General features: G+C 70.4%; 18 protein-coding genes. 9 read left to right on the forward strand and 9 right to left on the reverse strand.

Annotated features, from left to right (window positions below; all coding sequences use genetic code 11):
* Positions 1-38: 38 nt before the first annotated feature.
* Complete coding sequence (locus tag DMB42_RS41345; RefSeq protein ID WP_125644622.1) at positions 39-389, reverse strand: holo-ACP synthase; 351 nt, start codon at positions 387-389, stop codon at positions 39-41.
* Between the two features lie 13 nt (positions 390-402).
* Positions 403-1,812, reverse strand: coding sequence for an alkaline phosphatase PhoX (locus DMB42_RS41350; RefSeq protein ID WP_125644624.1), 1,410 nt, complete (start codon positions 1,810-1,812; stop codon positions 403-405).
* Between the two features lie 206 nt (positions 1,813-2,018).
* Here DMB42_RS41350 and coaA point away from each other — a divergent pair, with 206 nt between their 5' ends.
* On the forward strand, positions 2,019-2,921 hold the full coding sequence (gene coaA / locus DMB42_RS41355) for a type I pantothenate kinase (protein WP_189652117.1): 903 nt from the start codon (positions 2,019-2,021) through the stop codon (positions 2,919-2,921).
* On the opposite strand, the gene DMB42_RS55490 is transcribed toward coaA, so the two are convergent.
* A complete protein-coding gene (locus DMB42_RS55490; RefSeq protein ID WP_260478245.1) occupies positions 2,893-3,027 on the reverse strand; it encodes a hypothetical protein in 135 nt (44 codons plus the stop codon). The two genes, coaA and DMB42_RS55490, sit on opposite strands and share 29 nt — an antisense overlap.
* Before the next feature lie 63 nt (positions 3,028-3,090).
* Between DMB42_RS55490 and DMB42_RS41360 the strand changes: the two genes are divergently transcribed.
* Genes DMB42_RS41360 through DMB42_RS41380 form a run of 5 tightly spaced genes read left to right on the forward strand, consistent with a single transcriptional unit; the run spans position 3,091 to position 7,441 of the window.
* Positions 3,091-4,017, forward strand: a complete 927-nt coding sequence (locus DMB42_RS41360; RefSeq protein ID WP_125644628.1) for a DUF389 domain-containing protein — start codon at positions 3,091-3,093, stop codon at positions 4,015-4,017.
* Between the two features lie 40 nt (positions 4,018-4,057).
* Positions 4,058-4,966, forward strand: a complete 909-nt coding sequence (locus tag DMB42_RS41365; protein WP_125644629.1) for an ABC transporter ATP-binding protein — start codon at positions 4,058-4,060, stop codon at positions 4,964-4,966.
* Positions 4,959-5,813, forward strand: a complete 855-nt coding sequence (locus tag DMB42_RS41370) for an ABC transporter permease (RefSeq protein WP_125644631.1) — start codon at positions 4,959-4,961, stop codon at positions 5,811-5,813. Before DMB42_RS41365 ends, DMB42_RS41370 begins: the two co-directional genes overlap by 8 nt.
* Positions 5,810-6,724 carry an ABC transporter ATP-binding protein gene (locus DMB42_RS41375; protein WP_125644633.1) on the forward strand — a complete coding sequence of 305 codons (915 nt, stop codon included), beginning with the start codon at positions 5,810-5,812 and terminating at the stop codon, positions 6,722-6,724. Before DMB42_RS41370 ends, DMB42_RS41375 begins: the two co-directional genes overlap by 4 nt.
* Positions 6,725-7,441: an ABC transporter permease gene (locus DMB42_RS41380; protein WP_125644635.1), complete on the forward strand. Its 717-nt coding sequence runs from the start codon at positions 6,725-6,727 to the stop codon at positions 7,439-7,441.
* Positions 7,442-7,497: 56 nt separating this feature from the next.
* On the opposite strand, the gene glmM is transcribed toward DMB42_RS41380, so the two are convergent.
* From glmM to rplM, 3 genes are read right to left on the reverse strand one after another with little or no spacing between them, the layout of a single operon-like run.
* Complete coding sequence (gene glmM, locus DMB42_RS41385; protein WP_125644637.1) at positions 7,498-8,847, reverse strand: phosphoglucosamine mutase; 1,350 nt, start codon at positions 8,845-8,847, stop codon at positions 7,498-7,500.
* Between the two features lies 1 nt (position 8,848).
* The gene (gene rpsI / locus DMB42_RS41390) at positions 8,849-9,370 is read right to left on the reverse strand and encodes a 30S ribosomal protein S9 (RefSeq protein ID WP_125644639.1); all 522 of its coding nucleotides are present in this window, start codon (positions 9,368-9,370) and stop codon (positions 8,849-8,851) included.
* Positions 9,371-9,396: 26 nt separating this feature from the next.
* On the reverse strand, positions 9,397-9,840 hold the full coding sequence (gene rplM / locus DMB42_RS41395) for a 50S ribosomal protein L13 (protein WP_125644641.1): 444 nt from the start codon (positions 9,838-9,840) through the stop codon (positions 9,397-9,399).
* A gap of 385 nt (positions 9,841-10,225) precedes the next feature.
* Between rplM and DMB42_RS41400 the strand changes: the two genes are divergently transcribed.
* The 3 genes from DMB42_RS41400 to DMB42_RS53740 all read left to right on the forward strand — a co-directional run bounded on the left by DMB42_RS41400 (position 10,226) and on the right by DMB42_RS53740 (position 14,930).
* The gene (locus DMB42_RS41400) at positions 10,226-10,927 is read left to right on the forward strand and encodes a CAP domain-containing protein (RefSeq protein ID WP_185845136.1); all 702 of its coding nucleotides are present in this window, start codon (positions 10,226-10,228) and stop codon (positions 10,925-10,927) included.
* 54 nt (positions 10,928-10,981) lie between these two features.
* Positions 10,982-11,977 carry a hypothetical protein gene (locus DMB42_RS41405; RefSeq protein ID WP_125644644.1) on the forward strand — a complete coding sequence of 332 codons (996 nt, stop codon included), beginning with the start codon at positions 10,982-10,984 and terminating at the stop codon, positions 11,975-11,977.
* Positions 11,978-12,077: 100 nt separating this feature from the next.
* Positions 12,078-14,930 carry a hypothetical protein gene (locus DMB42_RS53740; RefSeq protein WP_185845137.1) on the forward strand — a complete coding sequence of 951 codons (2,853 nt, stop codon included), beginning with the start codon at positions 12,078-12,080 and terminating at the stop codon, positions 14,928-14,930.
* On the opposite strand, the gene truA is transcribed toward DMB42_RS53740, so the two are convergent.
* From truA to DMB42_RS41425, 3 genes are all read right to left on the reverse strand, one after another.
* On the reverse strand, positions 14,895-15,773 hold the full coding sequence (gene truA / locus DMB42_RS41415) for a tRNA pseudouridine(38-40) synthase TruA (RefSeq protein ID WP_125644748.1): 879 nt from the start codon (positions 15,771-15,773) through the stop codon (positions 14,895-14,897). The genes DMB42_RS53740 and truA overlap by 36 nt on opposite strands.
* Positions 15,774-15,852: 79 nt before the next feature.
* Complete coding sequence (gene rplQ, locus DMB42_RS41420) at positions 15,853-16,383, reverse strand: 50S ribosomal protein L17 (RefSeq protein ID WP_125644646.1); 531 nt, start codon at positions 16,381-16,383, stop codon at positions 15,853-15,855.
* A 160-nt stretch (positions 16,384-16,543) separates the two neighbouring features.
* Positions 16,544-17,560, reverse strand: a complete 1,017-nt coding sequence (locus tag DMB42_RS41425; RefSeq protein WP_043623495.1) for a DNA-directed RNA polymerase subunit alpha — start codon at positions 17,558-17,560, stop codon at positions 16,544-16,546.
* Between the last annotated feature and the right edge of the window lie 26 nt (positions 17,561-17,586).

Here is a 17,586-nt window from a genome sequence, read left to right on the forward strand (position 1 = left end):
ACTCCGTTCGGCTGCTCCGTCGCGCGCATGATCCGAAGCTATCCCTCCGCGATCACGTAGGCCACGGCGACGCCCCCGTCGTGGCTGAGCGACAGGTGCCAGCGCTTGACCCCGAGGCCGTACGCGACGTCGGCGACCTTGCCCGAGACGTGCAGCTCCGGCTTGCCGAGCTCGTCGCAGCGCACCTCGGCCTCCAGGTGCCCGAGGCCCTTGGGCGCGCCGAGCGCCTTGGCCACGGCCTCCTTGGCGGCGAAGCGGGCGGCCAGCGAGTGCGTCGGCAGCGGCCGTTCCCCCTCGGTGAACAGCCGCTCCCGCAACCGCGGCGTACGTTCGAGAGCCGCCTCGAAGCGGGCGATGTCGACGAGGTCCACTCCGATACCCAGGATCATCTCCCCAGGCTACTCAGAACAGGCCGCGCTCCCACGGCCCCCAGATGGCGAACGAACGCCCCCGCTTGGCCTGGACGTTGACGTACAGCGTGTGCCCGCCCGGCCCGAACGTCGAGCCCGCGAACTCCGCGCCCGGATCGTCCGGGATCGGCTGGAGGCGGCAGAAGTCGAAGATCTGGCCCGTCCTGGTCAGGCCGCGCAGGTAGTTGTCGCCGTCGCCGTCCTCGCAGAGCACCAGCGTGCCGCGGCGGCTGACGGTCACGTTGTCGGGCAGGTCGAGCGCCGACGAGCGCGGGGACTCGTAGACGAGCCTGAGCCGCCCGCTCCACGTCTCGTACGCCCACACCTGCCCCCGCCCCTCGCCGAACCCGGGGGGCGGCGTGTCGCCCGGCGCGGTCGCCCCGCCCTGGGTGGAGACGAAGTACACGACGCCCTGGTGGAACACCGCGCCCTCCAGCCTGGCGAAGATCGCCGCGCCGCCCGCCCGCCCCTGGCGGCCCACCGCCTGGACGGCCTCCTCGTTGGACGGCCTGCCGGTGAAGGCGGGGTCGGGGTCGTCGATGTCCACCCACGCGGTGGCGTACGAGGCGCCCGCCGGCTGCCCGCGCGACAGGTCGGCGCGCGGCCTGCCCTTGACGGCGAGCATCTGCAACCGGCCGCCGTCGAGCAGCCGGCCGGCCTGCACCGGGTGCTTGGGCGGCAGGTAGCGGTAGAAGCCTGAGGGGAAGGAGAAGTTGTCCTCGGTGAGGTAGAGGGCTCCGGTGGAGGGGTCGAAGGCGGCCGACTCGTGCGGGAAGCGGCCGGCCGACCTGATCGGGCGCGCGCTCGCGGCCCGGTCGACGGGCACCTCGAACAGGTAGCCGTGCCCGCGCGTGAGCCTGCTGTTGTCGCCGCCGGAGGAGTCGTCGCCCACGTCGGGCCCGTTCACCGTCTCCTCGCAGCTCACCCAGGCCCGCCAGGGCATGGGACCGCCGGAGCAGTTCATCATGGTGCCGTTGAGCGAGGGGCCGCTCCTGATCACCTCGCCGTGGCGGGTGACGTGCAGGGTCGAGGTGCCGCCGCCGGCCGCGGGGTCGTAGGCGGCGCTCTCGTCGCCGAACGCGCCGACCGGGCCGTTGACCTCGTGGTTGCGTACGAGGATCGTGCTGTCCTTCGGGCCGGCGAAGGCCGCCATGCCGTCGTGCCTGCCGGGCACGGTGGTCCCGTCGGAGAACTTCTCGCCCGCGGCGCTGAAGGAGCGGTACCTGAACCCGTCGGGCAGGTGCAGGCGTACCTTGCCGTCACGCAGGTCGGCGACCGGCTTGAGACGGCCGTACGCCGGCGCCGGAGCCGGCCGGACGCCGCCCTGGGCCGCGGCGCAGGCGGCCCCGGCGAAGGGCCCTGCGGCGGCGACCACGTTGGCGATGAAGCGGCGACGATGCACAAGAACCCCCCGGGAGGCCACGTCCGGAACAGTAGCCGCCCGCCGCCTCCGGTATGCCCGGATCGTCAGGACCGGTCTTCCTTCCCAGAATCATCCTTTGGTAATCCCACGTTTTTATCCACAGGCTGTGGATTATCGTCGGTCCACACCCGCCCATGATCGCATTTGTCCCGCATCGCTACGCTGCCAAGGTGAACAACGGCTACGTGGAACTGAGCAGGGAGCAGTGGAGCGAACTCCGCAAGAACACGCCCTTGACTCTCACCGCAAACGAGCTGGAAGACCTGCGCGGCGTCGATGACCCCATCGACCTCACCGAGGTCACCGACATCTACCTCCCCCTGACCCGGCTGCTGAACCTGCACTTCACCGGGTCCAAGCAGCGCAGCACCGTGCTCGGCGCCTTCCTCGGGCATCCGGGGGCGCGGGTGCCGTACATCCTGGGCATCGCCGGCAGCGTCGCGGTCGGCAAGTCGACGACGGCGCGGCTCCTGCACACCCTGCTGGCCCGCTGGCCCGAGCACCCGCACGTCGAGCTGATCACCACCGACAGCTTCCTCTACCCCAACGCGGTGCTGGAGGCCAAGGGCATCATGCACCGCAAGGGTTTCCCGGAGAGCTACGACCGGCGCGCGCTGGTCAGGTTCGTGGCGGAGGTCAAGGCGGGCGTCCCCGAGGCGTACGCGCCCGTCTACAGCCATCTGGAGTACGACATCGTCCCCGGCGCCCGCCAGGTCGTGAAAAATCCAGACATCTTGATCATCGAGGGCCTCAACGTCCTCCAGCCCGCCCCGCCCACGTCCCTCGCGGTCAACGACTACTTCGACTTCTCCATCTACGTGGACGCCAAGGTCGAGGACATCCGCACCTGGTACGTCGAACGGTTCCACAAGCTCCGCCGCACCGCCTTCGAGGACCCGAAGTCCTACTTCAAGTACATCGCCGAGCTGACGTACGAGGAGGCCACGGAGTTCGCGGTCAACGTCTGGCGCGACATCAACGAGCGCAACCTGGTCGAGAACATCGCCCCCACCAGAGGCCGCGCCGACCTCGTCCTGAAGAAGGGCGCCGACCACGCGGTCAGGCGGGTACGGCTTCGCCGGACCTGAACACCTCGTCGAAGACGTAGACGGCGAACCTGCCCGCGCACTCCTGGTCGTCGATGTCGGCGAACCAGCAGTCCTCACCATGATCGTGGCATCTGAAGCGAGTCATGTGAGGCAGCCTCGCGTACGGCGATCGACACGGCGTCAACGTCCGATGGACAAGAATGGCGGGGTGCTGCATCTGCGACTGATCGTCCCCGCCGGGCGCAGCGACGAGGCCGTCGCGGTGCTGGAGGAGTGCACGGGCGTCACCAACATCGTCGTCCTGCCCGGCGCCGCCCGCGAGCCGGCGGGCGACGTCGTCCTCTGCGACGCCGCCCGCGAGGCGGCCAACGTGGTGATCAGCCGGCTCAAATGGCTGGAGGACGTCGGCTCGATCGCCATCGAGCAGGTGGACCTGTCGCTGTCCAGGGCCGCCACGGCGGCGGTCGAGGAGGCGCCCGGCGACCCCGACGACGCGGTGGTCTGGGAGGAGCTGGCCCACAAGGTCTCCAGCGAGTCGCGCATCACCTGGGCGTACCTGGCGTTCCTGGCCATCGCCACGCAGCTCGCGGGCATCGGCGTGCTGCAGAACTCGCCCATCCTGATCGTCGGCGCGATGGTGCTCGGGCCGGAGTTCGGCGCGATCGCGGCCATCTGCTTCGGCCTGCTCGGCCGCCGCGGACGCCTGATCACCACCGCCCTCAGGACATTGGTCATCGGCTTCACGGTGGCCATCGCCGTCACCTTCGCCTGCGCGCTGGTCTCCAACTGGCTCGGCTGGATCGACATCGGCAACCTCAAGGTGAACGCCGAGGTGCAGTTCATCGTCAAGCCGGACAAGTGGTCGTTCATCGTGGCGCTGCTGGCGGGGGCGGCGGGCGTCCTGTCGGTGACGGCGGGCAAGTCCTCGGCCCTGATCGGCGTGTTCATCTCGGTCACCACGGTCCCGGCGGCCGGCTACCTCGCCGTCGCGCTGGGGCTCGGCGACTGGGCGGAGGTCGCGGGGTCGGTCTCGCAGCTCGCGGTGAACGTGCTCGGCATGATCATCTCGGGCACGGCCACGCTCGCGGTCCAGCGGAAATTCTGGCCTCAAGTAGGACAGCGTTCATCCGTGTGAACGAGGCCACGCCCACCCTGTGCCAGGTAGGGTCCGCCACATGCACATCCTCGCCACCGAGGGGCTGACCAAACGTTTCCCCACCGTCACGGCGATCGACGGGCTCACGGTGACCGTGGGATCCGGCGTCACCGGCCTGGTCGGGGCGAACGGCGCGGGCAAGTCGACGCTGATCAAGATCCTGCTCGGCCTGCTGCCGCCCAGTGAGGGCGCCGCGCGGGTACTCGACCTCGACGTCACCGCCCAGGGCGCCGAGATCCGCAGGCTCGTCGGCTACATGCCCGAGCACGAATGCCTCCCTCCCGACGTCTCCGCGACCGAACTGGTCGTCCACCTCGCCAGGATCTCCGGCCTGCCGCGTACGGCCGCCCGCGAGCGCGCCGCCGACGTGCTGCGCCACGTGGGCCTGGCCGAAGAGCGCTACCGCCCGATCGGCGGCTACTCCACCGGCATGAAGCAGCGGGTCAAGCTGGCCCAAGCCCTCGTGCACGACCCCAAGCTCGTCTTCCTCGACGAGCCCACCAACGGGCTCGACCCGCGCGGACGCGACGAGATGCTGACGCTGATCCGGCGCATCGGCACCGAGTTCGGCATCAGCGTGCTGGTCACCTCCCACCTGCTGGGCGAGCTCGAACGCATCTGCGACCACGTCATCGTCATCGACGCCGGCCGGCTGCTGCGCTCGTCGGCGATCTCGGAGTTCACCCAGGCCACGCAGACGGTCACGGTCGAGGTCGAAGAGGGCCTGGATCCTCTGGCCAGACGCCTGACCGAGACCGGCCAGACCGTCTCCCAGCAGGGCCGCATGCTGGTGGTCAAGGTGGCCGGTCCCGAGACGTTCGACGCGATCCGCGACGCCGCCGTGGACCTCGACCTGTGCCTGATCCGCCTCGAACAGGGACGCCACCGCATCGAGGACGTCTTCAGGGAGGAGGTGGCCAGTGTCTGAGATCTACGACATCGGCTACCGGCACTACGACGGCCCCCGTCTGGGCGGCGGCCACGCCACCCGGGCACTCGCGGTCCACAGCCTGCGCGGCATCTTCGGGCTCGGCCGCCCGGCACGCAGCAAGATCGTGCCGTTCGCGCTGGTCGTCATCATGTTGCTGCCCATGGTCGTGTCGATCGCGCTGATGGCGCTGGCCCAGCAGCGCGGCATCCCGTACAGCGGGTTCGCGGTCGTCATGCAGGCCGTAGTGGCGATCTTCCTGGCCTCCCAGGCGCCCACGGTCGTCGCGCCCGACCTGCGCCACCGCGTGCTGCCCCTGTACCTGTCACGCCCGATCTCGGTCTTCCAGTACGTCACCGCCAAGGTCGCCGCGATGACCACCGCGCTGTTCCTGCTGGTCGGCGCGCCGCTGACACTCCTGTGGATCGGCGAGCTGCTCGTGGACATGCCCGGACCGCCCGCCACCGGCGAATACCTCGGCGCGCTGCTCATGGCGCTGGTGCTGGCGCTGCTGCTGTCGGCGTTCGGCCTGGCCCTCGCCTCGTTCACGCCGCGGCGCGGGCTCGGGGTGGCCTCGGTGATCACCGTCTACCTCCTGTCGTTCGCATCGGTGCCGGTGATCTACAGCACGCTGGTGTCCACGGGCAACGAGGCCGCGGCCTCTTGGGCCTGGGTGATGGATCCGTTCTGGCTGGTCGACTCCGTGCAGTCGTGGTTGTTCGGCACCCCGACCCACGCCGAGGGCGCCTACCCCAACGGTCCGATCTCGGCCCTGATCCTGGTGGTCCTGATCGGCGTCGGCCTGGCCGCCCTCGCGCTGCGCTACAGGAAGGCGGCCTCGCGATGAGGATCGAGCTCTCCCAGGTCTCCCGCTGGTACGGCAACGTGGTGGCGGTCAACGACGTGACCATGACGATCGGCCCTGGCGTCACCGGCCTGCTCGGCCCCAACGGCGCGGGCAAGTCCACGCTGCTGCACATGATGGCCGGTTTCCTCGCGCCGTCCGGCGGCTCGGTCACCCTGGACGGCACCCAGGTCTGGAAGAACCACAACATCTACCGAAATATCGGCCTAGTCCCGGAACGGGAGGGCGTGTACGGCTTCCTCACCGGCTGGCAGTTCGTCCTGTCCGCCGCCCGCCTCCACGGCCTCTCCGACCCCGTCGAGGCCGCCCGCAAGGCCCTCGCCACGGTCGAGATGGAGGAGCCGAAGGACCGCCGGGTGGAGACGTACTCCAAGGGCATGCGCCAGCGTGTCAAGGTGGCCGCCGCCCTGGTGCACGATCCGGCCGTGCTGCTCCTCGACGAGCCGTTCAACGGCATGGACCCGCGCCAGCGCCTCCACCTGATGGACCTCATCCGCGCCATGGGAACCGCGGGCAAGACGATCCTGTTCAGCTCCCACATCCTGGAGGAGGTCGAGCGGGTCGCCCAGCACATCGAGGTCCTGGTGTCGGGCCGGCACGCGGCTTCGGGCAACTTCCGCGAGATCAGGCGCCTGATGACCGACAGGCCGCACCTGTTCATGATCCGCTCCAGCGACGACAGGAAGCTCGCCGCGGCCCTGATCCGCGACGAGTCGGCCGGCGGCATCACGCTCCGCCCGGACGGCCTGGAGGTCCAGGCGAGCGAGTTCCGGCGCTTCGCCCGGCTGCTCCCCCGCGTCGCCCGGGACGAGGGCGTCCGCCTGCACCAGGTCTCACCGGCCGACGAAGACCTGGAGAGCGTCTTCTCCTACCTGATCAACAGGAGCACCTGAATGAACACCGTGGTCGCGGGCATCACGTACCGCTCCCTGCTCGGGCGGCGGCGCATCATCCTGCTCCTGCTGCTCCCGCTCACCCTGATCGGCCTGGCGGTGCTGCTGCGCCTGCTGGACGGCGCCGATCAGCGCTCGGCCGTGATTCTGATGCAGAAGTTCGCCGTCGGCGCCGTGCTGCCCCTGCTCGGCGTCATCGCGGGCACGGGCGTCATCGCCCCCGAGATCGACGACGGCACGGTCATCCACCTGATGTCCAAGCCCATCTCCCGGCCCGTGATCGTCCAGACCAAGTTCCTGGTGGCGGCCTCGATCATGGCCCTGTTCTCGGTGGTGCCGACCTACCTCGCGGCCTGGATCCTCGTACGCGACGAGGACGGCATCGCGGCCGGCTTCGCCCTGGGCGCCCTCGTGGCGGGGATCGCCTACGCCGCCCTCTTCCTGTTCCTCGGGGTCGTGACCAAGCACGCGGTCACGATCGGCGTCATCTACGCCCTCGTCTGGGAGGTCGTCGTGGGCAACCTCATCCCGGGGGCCCGCAAGTTCTCGATCCAGGTGTGGTCCCAGACGATCGCCGACCAGATCTCCGACTCGCCGTTCCTGAAGACCGACGTCACGCTGGGCTTCGCCGTCCCGGCGCTGGTCATCGTCACCGTCGGCGCGGTCTTCTGGGCCGGACGCAGACTACGGGTGTTCGCGCTCACCGGCGACGAGTAGCGGGGCGCCGATGACGCCGGCGGGCGCGGCACCAGGCCGCCCCGGCCGCGCGCGGCTCAGGACGCGCAGGCCGTACGGACCACGTCGGCCAGGCGGCCCGCCACCAGGTTGGCGTGCTCCTCCGACGCCGCCTCCACCATCACCCGGATCATGGGCTCGGTGCCGCTCGGCCTGATCAGCACCCGCCCGGTCTCCCCCAGCTCCGCCTCGGGGTCGGCCACGGCGGCGATGAGTTCGGGCACCGACGCCTTGCCCTTGTCGACGTCCTTGACGTTGATCAGGATCTGCGGCAGCGGGGTCATCACGGCGGCCAGCTCCTTCAGCGGGACACCCGACTTGGCCACCACGCCCAGCAGGTGGAGCGAGGTGAGCAGGCCGTCGCCGGTGGTGGCGTGGTCGAGCATGATGACGTGACCCGACTGCTCGCCGCCCAGGTTGAACCCGTCGGACTTCATGCGTTCGAGCACGTAACGGTCGCCGACCGCGGTCTCGATCACGGTGATGCCGCTGTCGCGCATCGCCAGTTTGAAGCCCAGGTTGGACATGACGGTCGCGACCACGGTGTCCTTGGCCAGCAGGCCGTCGCCGTGCATGGCAGCGGCGAGCACCGCCATGATCTGGTCGCCGTCGACGATCGTGCCCGTGTGGTCGACCGCGAGGCAGCGGTCGGCGTCGCCGTCGTAGGCCACGCCCATGTCGGCGCCCCTGGACACGACCACCTGCCGGATCTTTTCCAGGTGGGTGGAGCCGTGGCCGGCGTTGATGTTGAGCCCGTCGGGCCTGGCGCCGATGGCCTCGACCCGGGCGCCCGCGCGTACCAGCGCCTCGGGCGCGACCATGTGGGCGGCGCCGTGCGCGCAGTCGACGACGATGTGCAGGCCGTCGAGCGCGGCGGTCATCGTGGTCAGGACGTGCGAGATGTAACGGTCGGCCTCGCCGTACGCGTCGCGTACCCGCCCGACCCCCGAACCGACGGGGAAGGACCAGCTCTCACCGAGCCGGCGCTCGATCTCGTCCTCGACCGCGTCGGACAGCTTGAAGCCGCCCCTGGCCAAGAACTTGATCCCGTTGTCCGGCGCCGGGTTGTGCGACGCGGACAGCATGACGCCGAGGTCGGCGCCGAGCGCGGCGGTGAGATGGGCGACGGCCGGGGTGGGCAGCACGCCGAGGCGCAACACGTCCACTCCAGACGCCGCGAGGCCGGCGACCACTGCGGCCTCCAGGAATTCCCCGGAGGCTCGCGGGTCCCGGCCCACGACGGCCACGGGACGACGTCCCGTGGCCGCGAACGCGCCCGCATCACCGAGTACGTGGGCGGCCGCCACGGACAGGTCCATGGCCAGCTCGGCCGTGAGGTCGCGACCAGCGACCCCACGTATCCCATCGGTGCCGAAAAGGCGCGCCAATTTAGCGCTTGCTGTACTGCGGAGCCTTGCGGGCCTTCTTGAGGCCGTACTTCTTCCGCTCCGTGGCGCGAGCGTCACGGGTGAGGAAGCCGGCCTTCTTCAGCGGCGGGCGGTTGACATCGACGTCCAGGATCGCCAGGGCGCGGGACAGGCCCATGCGCAGCGCGCCGGCCTGGCCGGTGACGCCGCCGCCGTCGATGCGCGCGATCACGTCGAACGCCTCCTCGGCGCCGAGGACCACGAAGGGCTCGTTGACGATCTGCTGGTGGACCTTGTTCGGGAAGTAGACGTCCAGCGAACGGCCGTTGATCGTCCACTTGCCGGTGCCGGGGACGATGCGCACGCGGGCGATCGCCTCCTTGCGGCGGCCCGTGCCGTACGAGTTGCCCGTGGTGACGGGCTTGCGCACGGGCGCGTCAGCGCTGGCAGCGGACTCGGTGGTGTACTCGGACGGGAAGTCCTCGCCGGAGAATTCCTCCAGCTCGGTCTCGACGACCGTCTCGACACCGGTGGGCTCAGCCACGGTTCTCCTCTAACTCTTTCGAACTACTACTGGGCGATCTGGGTGATCTGGAACTGCACCGGCTGCTGAGCCTGGTGCGGGTGATCGGTACCCGCGTAGACCTTCAGCTTCTTGGCCATCTTCCGGCCGAGGGAGTTCTTCGGCAGCATGCCCTTGACGGCCTTCTCAACGGCCTTCTCCGGCCGCTTGTCCATGAGCTCGCCATAGGTGACGGAACGCAGACCGCCCGGGTAGCCCGAGTGACGGTACGCCTTCTTCTGCTCACGCTTGTTACCGCTCAGCGCGATCTTGTCGGCGTTGATGACGATGACGAAGTCACCGGTGTCGACGTGGTTCGCGAAGATCGGCTTGTGCTTGCCGCGGAGCAGGTTCGCGACGTGGCTGGCCAGCCGGCCCAGCACGACATCGGTCGCGTCGATGACGTACCACTGACGCTGGACGTCGGCGGGCTTCGGTGAGTACGTGCGCACGGTCGTAGCCTTCTTTTGCTCGCGTCTTCGGCGCTGTCGGATGCGACAGCTACATGGGTCGGTCGGTGCGGGCACACGGCAGCCCGGACCTTCCGTCTCCCGAACCCGATGGGCCTGATAATGGGAGATGACGCCGGACGCGCCGCGCATCGGTCACGCTGGACCTATGCACACAACGAACGATTAGGTTACCCGCCTGAAGGCGCGCAGGTCAAAAGACCGGTAACCCTGCACGAGTCTACCCGACGACAGAACGGTTCCATTTCGTTTCCCTGGGATCCCTTCTTTCCCAGTACCCGACATCTCTATCGTTAGCTGCGGTATGTGGCGGAACTCTCACACCCGGCAAACCCAGCAGGGCGCGCGGCGCCGGAACGGTCTGGGCGTGTTGGCCTGCCTGATGGCGGCCCTGTTCACCGGAGTGCTGCTCGGCAGACTGTCCGACGACGTCGAGCCCACCGCCCACATCTACCTCAACGAGACGGCCCCGCCCGCCGCGCCCGCGCCGCGTCCGGGGCCGACCGCCGTGAAGAAGGCCCAGCCCGAGCTGGACCGCATTCCCCGCCAGGCCACCACGGTCAAGACCCCACGCGGCAGATCCACCCCCAAGCCCACGAAGACCCCCGAAGGGCAGATCGCGGGCTTCGACGCCCAGGACGACCCCACCCAGGTGTTCACCGGCGGCGGCGGCGAGCCGGCCAAGGTGATCCCCGGCCTGGCCGCGCGGGTCGTCGCGCTCACCAACGCCGCGCGTGCCGAGCGCGGCTGCGGACCGCTGCGGGTGGACGGCCGGCTGGGGCGCTCGGCACGCGAGCACTCGCTGGAGATGGCGCGTACCGGGCAACTCGCCCACAACTCCCCCGACGGCGCCTCCCCCTGGGACCGGATGAACCGCGCCGGGTACCACTGGGGCGCCGCCGAGAACATCGGCAACGGCTACAGCACGCCCGAGCAGGCCGTACGCGGCTGGCTGGACAGCCGTGACCAGCGCAGGAACATCCTGGACTGCACCCTCAAGGCCATCGGCGTGGGCGTCGCCTCCGGACCGGACGGCCCGTGGTGGACCCAGGATTTCGGAACTCAATGACGAACATCACGGTAATGTCTCCGCATGGTTTCCAACGGCAATGAGGAACGTGGCATGGACAGCGGTCCCCGCCGTTCGCGCAGGGGCCGCGCCGCCGGGGGCGAGACCACCGGGCAGTCACCACTAGGGGCCCCACCGGCGCAGGCGTCGCCCTCTGGGCAGACGACATTCTTCGGACAACCGCCATACGCTGGGCAAGCGCCGCAATCCGGGCAACCGCCGTACCCTGGGCAGCCGCCGCAGTCGGCGGACTCGCCGCTGTCGTCGCCGTCGTCGGAGTCGTCACAGTCGCCGTCGCCGCAGAGCAGGGTCGGCTGGAGCCCGTACGACGAGGGGCGGCGCTCGCGCGCGCCCCTCTGGTTCGCGATCGGCGGCGTCGCGCTGCTGGCCCTGCTCGGCTGCGGCATCACGCTGATGTGGAAGGCGGGCGGCAGCACCACCACCGAGGCCGCGAGGCCCACCAGGACCTCCGCGCCGCTCCCCTCGACCCCGCCCGGCAAGTACGGCTTCGCCGCCGGACGTACGACCGATCCCGACCCGATCTCGGTCAAGGAGTTCTTCGGCTCGAAGAAGAAGATCACCGTCTCCGGGCGCGCGTACGAGATGACGGTCACCAGCAAGGACAAGAAGTGCACTGACGGCGCCCTTGGCGACAAGCTGCAGAAGGCACTCAAGTCCGGCAAGTGCACCCAGCTCGTACGGGCCAGCTTCCGCGACAAGTCCGGCAAGGTGATCGGCACGATCGGCGTGGCCAACCTCAAGACGAGCGGCACCGCGACCAAGGTGGCCAAGGTCGGCGACGCGAGCAACTACGTCAAGCCGCTGGCCGGCAAGGACAGCGTCACCAAGTTCCTCGGCTCGGGCAGCGGCGGGGCCAGGATCTCGACCCACGGCCACTACGCGATCATGGTCTGGTTCCAGAACAAGGACGGCAGCAAGCCGGACAAGAAGGGCTCCAAGCGCATCTTCGAGGCCATCAAGGACCTCACCGGCGCGACCGTCTTCAAGGCTCTGGACAACCGTACGATGACGGGGACCGCGCTGAGCTGAACCGACATGGGGTCCAATAGCCGCCCAAAAGGGACGGCGGATCCCGTCGGGAACCCCCATACCGACATAACGATCTCGCTACTCTCGCTAGGCTCCCCCTATGCGTGGCCAGGAACCCGGGTCTGAGCACGATCGCAGGGAAGCCGACCGTACGACCGCACGAGCGCTGCCACCGCCGAGCTTCGGCCAGACCGACGGGGACGTCCCACGGACGTTCACCGGGTCCGAGGAGCCGACCGGCGACGAGGCGCGGCTTTCGCGTACCCAGGCGCAGTCCGGCGAGGCGTCGCCCGGGCAGCAGCCGTGGGAGGTGGGCGGCGACGACTCGGCCGCCTACGACTGGTTCGCCGACGACGAGCCGGACACCGCCCCCACGGCCGCGCCGGCTCCCCCGACGCGCCCGACCGCCGGCACCCCTCCCGTCCCTTACGACCCCACGACCGGCGCTCCCCGCGGCCCCCGGGCCGACGAGGACTCCCTCACCACCCCCCACCGACACACCCCCCCTTCCTGGCCTCCCACCCCCGAACCACCCCACACCTCCCGCTGGGCCCCCGAACCTCCGGCCCCTGCTCCCCCCGGCACCCCCACCTGGGCTCCCCCGGTCTCCGACGAACCGGCGTGGACCCCCGAAGCCTCCGACACAACCGAATGGGCCCCCCGAACAGCCGCCGAAGCCACCTGGGGCCGCCCCGAGGCCCCCAGGCAGGATCCCGAACCCGGCCACACCCCCACCTGGGCCCCACCAACCCAGAACGAAACCACCTGGCCCCCACCCACCGAGGACCACCCCACCGCCGCCCCGCGCACCGAGGGCGACGCTGCCTGGGGGCCGCGTGCCGAGGGCGGCGCGTCACAGGGTCGGCAGGGTGAGGGGGACACCCCCTGGGCCGCCACGCCCGAGGAAGAGCCCCCCGCCTGGCCGGCCAAGCCCGTGGTGCCGGGCGCGCCGCCGTGGGAGCCGCCGCCGGCGTTCACGGCCGCCGCCGCGGGATTGCAGGTCTGGCCCGCCCCGGTCGCCGACCCGGACGTCATGCCGCCCTGGCCGGCCGCCACGGGCGAACTGGTCGCCGAACCCGACTCCGACGACCCGGCAACCACCACCCCGGCCCCTCAAACCGGCCACCCCACAACTCCGGCGACCACCCCCCAAGGTGCCGCCCCCACCACCCCACCGCCCGGCACACCGCCCACCAGCCCCACCGAACCACCCATGGGCACCCCACCGGGCCACCCCACCGGCACGCCAACCGGCCGCTTCACCGAGCCGCCCACCGGCACGCCAGTCGGCCACCCCACCGGCCACCCCACGGTCCCGCTGAGCAGCCCTGCGTTCACCGCGGCCGCCGGCGCGCCGACTAACCCCAACGCCACCACACCCGCGTCCCTCCGCAGCCCCGACGCCCCGCCGCAAGACCGCGACTCAGGCCCCTACAACCGGGACCGGGACACCACCCCGTACGCCCCCGACGCCTCGCTGTACGGCGGCGGCGGTGACGCCTCCCCGTACGACCCCGACGCCACCAGGCCGGGCGGGCTGCCCAGAACGGCCCACTACTTCGACCCCGAGGCCGCCAAGCGCGACGCCGCTGCCGCCACCCACCAGCAGGCCGCCCCCGCCCCTCCCCACGACGAGCACAACCCCGTAACCCGGAACACCCCACCCCAGGGCATCCGTACGTCCGACCCCCGCGAGGAGCCCACCGGCCCCATGCGGACGGCCCATTACGTCGAGCCCCACCCCACCAACCCGACGGGCCGCCCCCCGGAGCCCGGCGACGTCCCCGTATGGCCCCCCGTACCCCCTACGCCCCCCATCGAGGAGAGGCACCAGGGGGACAACCAGCCCACCCCCCGGCACCCGGCAGAAGACCGCCCCGAGGACAAACACCCCGCAGACCCCCGCCCCGCAGCCAACCAAACGGCGGACAACCGAGCGGACAACCGGGCAGACAGCGGAGCAGAAAACCAGGCAGACGTCCGAACCGCAGACCTCCAGCGGACGGAAGAGAGCCGAGCAGAAGAAGGGCAGTCCCAGGACAAGCGGTCCGAAGACAAGCCGTCCGAGGACAAACTCCCCGACCTGCCCTTCAACCAGGACATGTGGACCAAGAGGCCCAGCACCGCCCTGGACCTCCCCACCCCACCCCAAGGCACCCCCACCTTCCCCCCGGGCGCCTTCAGACAACCCCCGTTCCAGATCCCACCCCCACCCCCACCCGCCCGGGGCAAGAGCAGACGCGCCCTGCTGGTCACACTCGGCGCCCTGGCCCTGGCAGGCGTGGCGACCGGCGGCTTCTTCGCCTACCGGGCCCTCAGCACCACCCCGCCGCCCGCCGCCACGACGGCCGCCCGTCCCACCCCGCCCGCGCTCCCCAGCGCCGAGCTGTCCACGAGCCCGCCCGCCGACGTCCCCGGCGCGTCCATGCTCAACTCCGAAGAGACGGACCCCCAGAAGTTGTCACTGACGGAGGCGTTCCCGAAGAAGAAGGTCTCCGCCGCGGGCACGACGTTCACCAGGGTCAAGACCGACATGGAGACGAGCTGCGAGAAGGCGGCGACCGGCGCGTTCGCCGACGCGCTGCGCGAGCAGAAGTGCAGCCGGATCGTCCGGGCCACCTACGTCGACAGCAAGCGCCGCTACGCCGTGACCACCGGCATCGCGGTGTTGCCGACCAAGGACGCCGCCGTCCTGGCCGACCAGGCCAAGAACCTCTCGCGCAACATCTGGTTCCGGGCGCTGCCGGGCGCGGAGGGCAGCGGCGGCGAGCGGGTGTCCATCGCCGGCGGCTACGCGGCCGGTCTCGTGTGGGGCCGCTACGTCGTCTTCAGCTACGCCACCCACGCCGACGGCCACACCCCGGAGGCCAAGGAAAAGACGCTGGCCAAGGTCAGCGGGGCGTTCAGGGATCAGACCTCACTCGTCCTGGAGCGCCGCGTCACCAAGGGCTGAGAGCGTACGGACGCGCCGCGTGGCAGCGGCCCGCGCGGCGAGTTCGTCCGCCCCGGGGTAGCCCACCTCCTCCAGGCACAGCCCGTGGGCGGGCGCGACGTGCACCCCGGAGTCCCGTACGGCCCGGGTCAGCACCTGACCGGGCCACTCCACCGGCTGCCGCCCGTCCCCCGCGGCCAGCAGGGAGCCGACCAGCGCGCGCACCATCGAGTGACAGAACGCGTCCGCCACGACGGCGGCCACCAGCACGCCGTCCGCCTCGCGCGTCCACTCCAGGCGCTGCAACTCCCTGATCGTCGTGGCGCCCTCGCGCTTCTTGCAGAACGCCGCGAAGTCGTGCTCGCCCACGAGCCGCCGGGCCGCCGCGTTCATGGCGTCGAGGTCCAGCGGACGGTTGTGCCAGACCACCTCGTGCCGGCGCAGCGGGTCGACGCCGCCGGTCCTGTCGCACACCCGGTACGCGTACCGCCGGAACATCGCGGAGAACCGGGCGTCAAAGCCCTCAGGAGCCACCGAGACCCGATGAACGCGTACATCCTGGGGCAGAAGCCCACCCAGCCGTCGGACGAGCGCAGCGAGCCGCTCATCGACGTCCAGGGGCCCCCGGTTGCCGTCGAGCTCGGCGAGCGACTCGTCCGGCACGTCCACGTGCGCCACCTGACCGCGCGCGTGCACGCCCGCGTCCGTACGTCCCGCCACGGTCAGCGCGGCGGGCTCGGCCAGGCGCAGGATCCTGGTGAGCGCCAGCTCGATCTCACCCTGGACCGTACGGCGACCAGGCTGCCTCGCCCATCCGGAGAAGTCGGTCCCGTCGTATGCCAGATCCAGGCGGAGGCGTACCACGATCGTCCCTTTCGCGTTCACGGAAAAGGGCCCAGACCCCCGCGAGGGGGTCCGGGCCCGATTCAATCAGCCTGAAAGATCAGGCCTCGTCCTTCTTCGCCTCGGCCTCGGGAGCCACGACCTCGGCGGCCGGGGTCTCCTCGGCGGCGGCCTCGGGGGCCACGACCTCGGCGGCCTCGGTCTCCTCAGCGGCCGGAGCCGGAGCGGCAGCGGCGGCCGGAGCCTCGGTACGGCGGGTGGTGACGCCGTTCAGCGGCTCGCTCACCAGCTCGATGACGGCCATCGGGGCGTTGTCGCCCTTACGCGCACCGATCTTGGTGATCCGGGTGTAACCACCCGGACGCTCGGCGAACGTCACCGCGATCTCGGTGAACAGGTGGTGAACCACGCCCTTGTCCTTGACCACGGTCAGGACCTGGCGACGGTTGTGGATGTCGCCCTTCTTCGCCTTGGTGATCAGGCGCTCCGCCAGCGGGCGAAGGCGCTTGGCCTTCGTGACCGTGGTGCGGATCTTGCCGTGGCGGAACAGGTCCGTGGCGAGGTTCGCCAGGATCAGCCGCTCGTGCGCCGGGCTGCCGCCAAGACGTGCACCCTTGGTGGGCTTGGGCATCTGTTTCTCCTCTTGGGTCAACCCGCCCCGGCCGTACCAGGTACCGGAGTCGGGCCGGCCTCCGTCACAACGACAGGGCCGTTACGTTCGTCACGCGCCGAGCGGCAGGACCGCTCGGCGCGCGCAGGCACGAACCGGGGACGGATCCCCGGTTCGAAGCTCAGTACTGCTCGGTCTCGACGTACGCGCTGTCGTCGTCGTCGTAGCCGCCGCCGGCCACCGCGCTCGGGTCGAACCCGGGCGGGGAGTCCTTGAGCGCCAGCGACATCTCGTGCAGCTTCTGCTTGACCTCTTCGATCGACTTGGCCCCGAAGTTCCTTATGTCGAGAAGGTCCTGCTCGCTGCGGGCGACGAGCTCACCCACGGTGTGGATGCCCTCGCGCTTGAGGCAGTTGTAGGAGCGAACGGTCAGGTTCAGCTCCTCGATCGGCAGCGCCAGGTCGGCGGCCAGGGCGGCGTCGGTCGGCGACGGGCCGATGTCGATGCCCTCGGCCTCGACGTTGAGCTCACGGGCCAGGCCGAAGAGCTCGACGAGGGTCTTGCCGGCCGAGGCCACCGCGTCGCGGGGCTTCATGGCGGGCTTGGTCTCGACGTCGAGGATGAGACGGTCGAAGTCGGTACGCTGCTCGACTCGGGTCGCCTCGACCTTGTAGGTGACCTTGAGAACCGGGGAGTAGATCGAGTCGATCGGGATGCGCCCGATCTCCTGGCCCGGCTGCTTGTTCTGGGCGGCGGAGACGTAGCCGCGACCGCGCTCGACGGTCAGCTCCATCTCCAGCTTCGCCTTGCCGTTGAGCGTGGCGATGCGCAGCTCGGGGTTGTGCACCTCGACACCGGCCGGGGGCGCGATGTCGGCGGCGGTGACCTCGCCCGGGCCCTGCTTGCGCAGGTACATCACGACCGGCTCGTCGTGCTCGGAGGAGACGACCAGCTCCTTGAGGTTCAGGATGATGTCGGTGACGTCTTCCTTGACCCCGGGAACGGTCGAGAACTCGTGCAGCACGCCCTCGATGCGGATGCTCGTCACGGCCGCGCCCGGGATGGACGACAGCAGCGTGCGGCGCAGCGAGTTGCCGATGGTGTAGCCGAAGCCCGGCTCCAGCGGCTCGATGACGAACCGGGACCGGGTCTCGTCGATCGACTCTTCGAGAAGAGTCGGACGCTGAGCGATCAGCATGGTGTGGGTTCTCCCCTTGTCGTGTG

It is taken from the genome of Nonomuraea sp. WAC 01424 (assembly GCF_003947315.1).
In the GTDB taxonomy this organism is placed as follows: domain Bacteria; phylum Actinomycetota; class Actinomycetes; order Streptosporangiales; family Streptosporangiaceae; genus Nonomuraea; species Nonomuraea spiralis.